Here is a 4,610-nt window from a genome sequence, read left to right on the forward strand (position 1 = left end):
ACTACCGCTCGCGCGTCTGGCGCACGCCGCTTGTGCGGCAGATCCGCGAGCGCCGCTTTGCCGTGCCCGACTACCTGAACTGGATGGAGCAGTGGGTGCCGCAGGTGCGCGAAGGCAGCCTCTGGATGCGCGAGGGCGCGGCCTCGCTGAGCGAGCCATACCAGGCGCTGTCGTCGCTGATCGGCGTGCATGCGGGCGAGGAGCAGAACGACTTCCAGATCCTGTTCAGCGACTACCGCAAGGCCGGCGGCACGGTCGAGCGCATCGAGGACCTGCGCCGCAATCCGGGCGGCGAGGCGCTCAACGCCTACCTGCATGCGCTGGCCGCGACGCGCGACCCGATCGGCCTGCTGGGCGCGATCTACATCATCGAGGGCACGGGCCAGCGCATCGTGCCGGCGCTGCTGCCGCTTCTCAAGGCCAGCCTGCGGCTGCCGCCCGATGCCTTCCGCTTCCTCGAGTACCACGGCCACAACGACGAGAACCACCTGAACCGCTGGCTGCTCGCGGTCGAGATGGTGATGGCCGTCGAGGGCCAGGCCCGCGCCGCGCGCCAGATCGCCGACACGGCGCGCCACACGGCCGCCCTCTACCTGATGCAGTTCCAGCACATCACCGAGCGGATTTCCCATGCGAACGCCTGAATTCCTGGCCCGCGGGCACGACGAGCGCGATCCCAGCCCCTGGCTGGCGCTCTACCTCGACCAGAGCACGCCGCTGCCCGACGAGGTCAAGGCGGCCTGGCTCGCCGATTCGAGCTCGGGCTCGCGGCAGTACCTGCTGCCGTTCCTGCGGCCGATCGCGCGCGCCACCATCATCCTGATCCAGGTCGTGAAGGTGTTCGTGCCGCGCAATTGGTCGCACTCGCGGCTGCTGCACCGCATCCTGGCCTGGGGGCTCCAGCATTTCGTGTCGCCCGAGGCCAACTGGCTGATCCTGCGGCACTTCCACCTGGGCTCGCAGGTGCTGGCTTTCATCGGGCGCAATTCGCCGGCGCCGGTGGCCACCTCGCCGCTGGAGCCGCCGGACATCGAGGCGCTGAAGGACGACATGTTCCTCAAGCACGACCTCAACCTCTTCAATTTCGTGATCCGGCTGAACCAGGCGCTGCGCGATCGCGGGCTGGCGCTGGGCAAAGCCCAGGCGCCCGATTTCTCGATGATCCGGGAGCCCGCGCTGCGGCTGGAAGACATGCCGCACGGGCGGCTCAACTTCCTCGACCTGCAGAGCGCCATCGAGCTGTTCACGCCGCTCTACCAGCTGATGCTGACCGACAACGACTTCTGGCGCGCCGCCAATTCCCTGCAACTGGATGAAACCATCGGCATCTATGCCGCCACCATCCTCGCGGCGCCCGAGCACCTGATCCTGGTCAACAACAAGCATCCGCTGGTGCCGCTGTCGACCCTGCGGGCCGGGCACCGGCTGGTGATCCATGGCCTCTCGACCGAGATGCTGCACAGCCTGCTGCAACGCATGAAGGCCGCGCGGGCCGGCGAGGGCGGCGAATCCGGCTTCGTCCCGGCCGGGGAAGGGGCTTCGGCCGACACCCCGCCACTTGCATAGGGGTATGCTGTCCCCAGATGCAGACCATGAACACGACCCACACTCCGTCCCCCAAGACCGATCTGTCGGTGACCCATGTGCTGGCCCAGTTGCTCGAGCGGCTGGAACACAGCAAGGTGCCCGTCGGTGCCGAGCAGTACCGCTCGGTGGTCGCGCACCTGGTGCACGAGTTCGAAGACGTCGAATCGGGCGCCGACCTCAGCCGCCTGCTCGACGCCTATCCGGCCGCCGCCGAGGTGTACGAGAACCTCAACTATCAGCACGCCGGCCTGTGCCGCTCCGCGCTCGACGCCTCGCTGGCGGCCGAGACCCGCGCCAGGGAAGCAATCGCGCGCGCCATGCGCCGCCCCGAACCGAAGAAGAAGGAAGAAACCGATGGCCAAGGCTGAGGTGAAGACTGCCGTCCTGGAAGACGGCCTGCGCTACAAGTCGAAGACGCCGGGGTCCCCGTTCCGCGCCTCCGCGTCGTTCAGCGGCGCCACCATGTCGTGCTTCATGTGCGGCAAGCACCGCGTGCGCTCGCAACTGCGCACCCGCCAGGTGCTCGGCAAATCGCAGACCGTCTGCGCGCCGTCCTGCAAGGCGCTCGACGAGGCACTGGAAGCCGCCGCGGCCGCGCCGTCGTCGCCCGAATGACGCAGCGCCCGCAAGGGCGTTTTTCCGCGCGCCTCGTCTAGCACGGCGGGGCGACGCCTTGGCGACATGCCCGTGCGGGCATCGCGTCGTCCGACTTCCATAGCGGCCGCAATAGTTATACAGTTAGAAACAATTGATGCATGTAATTGCATTGGTCAAAAAGTTCTAATTTCAGGCCGACATCAGATGATTTGCAGCAAGGCAATGGGTGCTTTTGGCGTAGTGCGGCCGTCCGCGCGCGCAAAAGGAAGCTGCCGTGGCTAAACCGCGTCACGTCGTCATGCAGGTGGTCAAGCGGTCTTCGGGCAGCGCGTCGCACCATGTGGAATTCGTGATGGACGACAACTTCGCCGAGCGCCTGCGGCAGTTGCGTTCGCTGGTGCCGCCGCTGGGCAGCCTCAACAAGCAGCGCGACTTGGTCATCGACAAGGTGCGGGTGCGGCTGCCCAACGCCATCTGGCGCTCGGGCCATGGCACCGACAGCAGCGTGGACGGCTCGTGCATCGTGATCGCGGCCGAGGGCTCGTTCAACTGCGGCGGCAAGGACCGCCTGACGCGCGAGAAGCTGGTGACCTACAACTTCTCGATCGCGCGCCTGGTCGAGCTGCATGGCGAGCGCCCCGAGGGCGAGACCTTCTACATCCGCGACGGCACCTTCGCCAACGACGAGCCGGCCGAGTCGCCGGCCGGCCGCTGGGTGGCCTCGATGCACGAGCTCGAGGCCGTGATGCGCGTGCCCGACGCGCCGTCGGACTTCGACACCCTGCACGAGGTGCCGCTGCGCGTCGACCCGCAGCAGCAGGCCGGCGGCACGGCGCCGCAGCACCGCACCAGCTTTTTCTGAGGGGCCGCGCTCAGGCCGCGGCGGTGTCCGGCTGCGTCGCGGCCGCGCCCACCGGCACATAGGCCGCGCGGTTGTCCACCAGCCAGCGTTCCGACAGGCTGCTGTCCTGCTGCGCCGGATGGAAATCGGCGCGCAGGTAGCGGCGCCACATCGCGTAGTTGCCGCGCAGCAGCCCGTCGCGCGCGAGCAGGGTGCGCGCGGCGCTCTTCCAGGTCGACCATTTCCACAGCTGCTTCTCGTGCCGCAGGTTGGCCAGCGTCTGGTGCATCAGGTCGCCGAGGAACATCAGCGTGACGCGGCGGAACCAGCGCGTGCGCCATTCGTCGGAACCGCCCGCGGCCCGGTAGACGTCGAAGGCCACGCTCTTGTGCTCGAGCTCCTCGGCGCTGTGCCACAGCCACATGGTGCGCAGCCGGGGCTCGGCGCCGTCGAGGATCTGCGGATGCGCGAGCAGCCACTCGGCGAACATGGCCGTGAAGTGCTCGGTGGCGGCCGTCACCGCGAGCGCGTGGCGGGGGTCGGCGCCTTCCATCAGCGACAGCCGCTTGCTCGCGCGCTCGGTCCAGCGGTCGACCAGGCCCTGCTTCTCGAGGTGGGCGTTGAACAGCGAATGGATGCGCCGGTGCGTCGCTTCCTGGCCGATGAAGCCGCGCACTTCGGCGCGGTACTTGTCCTGCGTCTCGGGCGGCAGGGTGGCGACGGCGTCGCGCACCGCGTCGATGAAGAACTGCTCGCCGAAGGGAAAACTCATCGACAGGGCGTTGAAGAAGGCGGTGGAGAATGCATCGCCGCCGCACCAGTCGCGGGCAAACGGGGCCTGGAGATCGATCAGAAGGCGGCGGACGACGAGTTCGGTGCTCATGAAGACAATCCTCGTGAATCGGAATGGTGGTGGCAAGGGGGCGTGGTACAGATGCGTACCGCAATGCCTGCATGGTGCCTTCCGGTGCTTGGTACTGTCAAGTACCAGTGCGTAGGAAAATGTTCCGTTCATGAGTGCCGTCACCGACAACACCTCCCAGATTCCGGCCGAATCGCGCAACGAGCACTACCACCGGCTGCTCGAGGGCATGGCCCGCGCTGTGGCCGCCAAGGGCTATGCCGACACCACCATCGCCGACATCGTGCGCGAGGCCGCGGTGTCGCGCCGCACCTTCTACGAGCACTTCGCGACCAAGACCGAATGCCTGATCGCGCTCTACGAGGCGGCCAGCCATCTGGCGCTGCAGGCGGTCAGCGAGGCCTTCGACCCGGTGCAGCCCTGGCATGCGCAGGTGGAGCGCGCGATCACGGCCTATTTCGACTATCTGGCGCAGGACCCGGTGCTGCTGCGCACGCTGTTCGTCGAGATCCTCGGCCTGGGCATGCCGGGGCTGGTGGCGCGGCGCCGGGTCAACGACGAGATCGCGAACTTCATCCAGGCCGCGATCAACAGCAGCGGCACGACCGGCCCGGGCCCGCAGGCGCACCTGACGAGCGAGATGGCGATGACGGTGGTCGGCGGCATCAACGAGCTGGTGCTGCAGGCCATCGAGCAGGAACGCGCGGGCGACCTGCGCGAGCT

At 67.8% G+C, this 4,610-nt stretch carries 7 protein-coding genes; 6 read left to right on the plus strand and 1 reads right to left on the minus strand.

All coding sequences use genetic code 11. The features are described from left to right. From AC27VN_RS33570 to AC27VN_RS33590, 5 genes are all read left to right on the plus strand, one after another. Positions 1-644, plus strand: a 644-nt coding sequence (locus AC27VN_RS33570; protein ID WP_490879363.1) for an iron-containing redox enzyme family protein, incomplete at its 5' end; no start/stop codon positions are given. Beyond that, positions 631-1,566, plus strand: a complete 936-nt coding sequence (locus AC27VN_RS33575; protein WP_490879364.1) for a DUF6999 family protein — start codon at positions 631-633, stop codon at positions 1,564-1,566. The genes AC27VN_RS33570 and AC27VN_RS33575, both read left to right, overlap by 14 nt. Positions 1,567-1,583: 17 nt before the next feature. Next, positions 1,584-1,955, plus strand: coding sequence for a hypothetical protein (locus AC27VN_RS33580; protein ID WP_208511219.1), 372 nt, complete (start codon positions 1,584-1,586; stop codon positions 1,953-1,955). Next, positions 1,942-2,202 carry a hypothetical protein gene (locus AC27VN_RS33585; protein WP_057592505.1) on the plus strand — a complete coding sequence of 87 codons (261 nt, stop codon included), beginning with the start codon at positions 1,942-1,944 and terminating at the stop codon, positions 2,200-2,202. The genes AC27VN_RS33580 and AC27VN_RS33585 overlap by 14 nt, the downstream gene beginning before the upstream one ends. A 256-nt stretch (positions 2,203-2,458) precedes the next feature. Beyond that, positions 2,459-3,046, plus strand: a complete 588-nt coding sequence (locus AC27VN_RS33590; protein ID WP_490879365.1) for a hypothetical protein — start codon at positions 2,459-2,461, stop codon at positions 3,044-3,046. A 10-nt stretch (positions 3,047-3,056) separates the two neighbouring features. Here the strand turns inward: AC27VN_RS33590 and AC27VN_RS33595 are convergent, their stop codons facing one another. Beyond that, on the minus strand, positions 3,057-3,908 hold the full coding sequence (locus AC27VN_RS33595; RefSeq protein WP_490879366.1) for a metal-dependent hydrolase: 852 nt from the start codon (positions 3,906-3,908) through the stop codon (positions 3,057-3,059). A 130-nt stretch (positions 3,909-4,038) separates the two neighbouring features. Between AC27VN_RS33595 and AC27VN_RS33600 the strand changes: the two genes are divergently transcribed. After that, the coding region (locus AC27VN_RS33600) for a TetR/AcrR family transcriptional regulator (protein WP_490879367.1) at positions 4,039-4,610 on the plus strand (572 nt) is incomplete at its 3' end.

This window comes from Variovorax sp. 20P10.2.4 (genome assembly GCF_058244205.1).

What these genes read in the sequence shown, in the direction of transcription:
- AC27VN_RS33575 (WP_490879364.1), top strand. Translation starts at nt 631, where the DNA reads ATGCGAACGCCTGAATTCCTGGCCCGCGGGCACGACGAGCGCGATCCC.
- AC27VN_RS33580 (WP_208511219.1), top strand. Translation starts at nt 1,584, where the DNA reads ATGCAGACCATGAACACGACCCACACTCCGTCCCCCAAGACCGATCTG.
- AC27VN_RS33585 (WP_057592505.1), top strand. Translation starts at nt 1,942, where the DNA reads ATGGCCAAGGCTGAGGTGAAGACTGCCGTCCTGGAAGACGGCCTGCGC.
- AC27VN_RS33595 (WP_490879366.1), bottom strand. Translation starts at nt 3,908, where the DNA reads ATGAGCACCGAACTCGTCGTCCGCCGCCTTCTGATCGATCTCCAGGCC.